Origin of the sequence: Mesorhizobium sp. M7A.F.Ca.US.006.04.2.1, assembly GCF_004022915.1 — a bacterium.
In the GTDB taxonomy this organism is placed as follows: Bacteria; Pseudomonadota; Alphaproteobacteria; order Rhizobiales; family Rhizobiaceae; genus Mesorhizobium; species Mesorhizobium ciceri.
In genome coordinates, this window is record NZ_RZQA01001258.1 from 1 (window position 1) to 1,278 (window position 1,278).

At 67.3% G+C, this 1,278-nt stretch carries 1 protein-coding gene; it reads left to right on the top strand.

Translation table 11 applies throughout. The features are described 5' to 3' along the window. On the top strand, window positions 1–1,278 hold a 1,278-nt coding region (locus EN925_RS36400; protein WP_164894682.1), incomplete at both ends, for a glycosyltransferase family 39 protein.

Consider the following 1,278-nt stretch of genomic DNA (forward strand, 5'->3'; position numbering starts at 1 on the left):
GCGAGGGGGCGGCGGCGCCGATCTGGGTCTATCGCCTCGTCTCCATGCTTGGCATTGCCTTGGCCGTCGTCGGCATCGCCTGGACGGGCACGAAGCTGTTCGGGGCCAATGCCGGTCTCGCCGCCGGCCTGATGATGGCGGCGATCTTCGCCACCGCCTTCGAGGGTCGCGACGCCAAGACCGACGCCATGCTGCTGGCCTGCTGCGTGGCGGCGCAAGGCGCACTCGCCCAGATCTATCTGGCATCGCGCCGCAACGAACCGGTGGCCGGCCATCTGCCGTGGATATTCTGGGCGGCTCAAGGCCTGGGGATCCTTATCAAGGGGCCGGTGGCCCCGCTGTTGTCGGTGCTGACGGTCGCCACCCTGTTTGCCTTCGAGCGCGACTGGCGCTGGCTCTTGAAGCTGAAGCTCGTGCGCGGTGTCGCCCTGGTGCTCCTCATCGTGCTGCCCTGGGTCGCCCTCATCACCTGGAAGAGCGGCGGTGCCTTTCTCCAGGATGCCGTCGGCAAGGACATGGTGGCCAAGGTCGCGTCGGGCGAGGAATCGCACGGCCTGCCGCCCGGTTTCTACATGCTGACCTATTCGCTGTTCATGTGGCCCTTCGGCCTGATCGCGGTCGGCGCCGGGCTGCAGGCCCTCAACCGGTTGCGCGACGATCCCCGGCTGCGCTTCTGCCTCGCCTGGTACATTCCGTTCTGGCTGGTGTTCGAGCTGATCCCGACCAAGCTGCCGCATTACGTGCTCCCGGCCTATCCTGGCATGGCGCTGCTGATCGGCTGGCTGCTGACATTGTCGCCGCAGGAGGCCAATGCACCGCTCAGGCGCTGGCAGGATTGGTTGTGGTGGTCGACCGCATTCGGCCTTGCCGTGGTCAGCCTCGGCCTGGCGGCGGTCTGCGTCGGAGCGCCGATCTATCTCACCGGCACCTTCTCCTGGTGGAGCATTCCGGCGGCCGCGGCGGCACTGGCGGCAGGGTATTTCGCCTTTTCGCGACAGCTGCAAGTGCCGCTCTCCCGCATCGGCGCCATCGCGGTTTGCGCCGGCATCACCTATGGGCTGCTGTTCGGCGTCATCGCGCCTTCGCTGAAGCCGATCTGGCTGAGCCCGGCGATCGAGGCGGCAGTCCAGGCCAACAGGCCTTGCGACACCACGGTGCTCGCCTCAGCGGAATATCACGAGCCGAGCCTGGTGTTCCTGGTCGGCACCAAGACCGTCCTGACCGATGTCGATGGCGTCGCCAAGCATCTGCTCGGCGACCCCACCTGCGCGCTGGCGC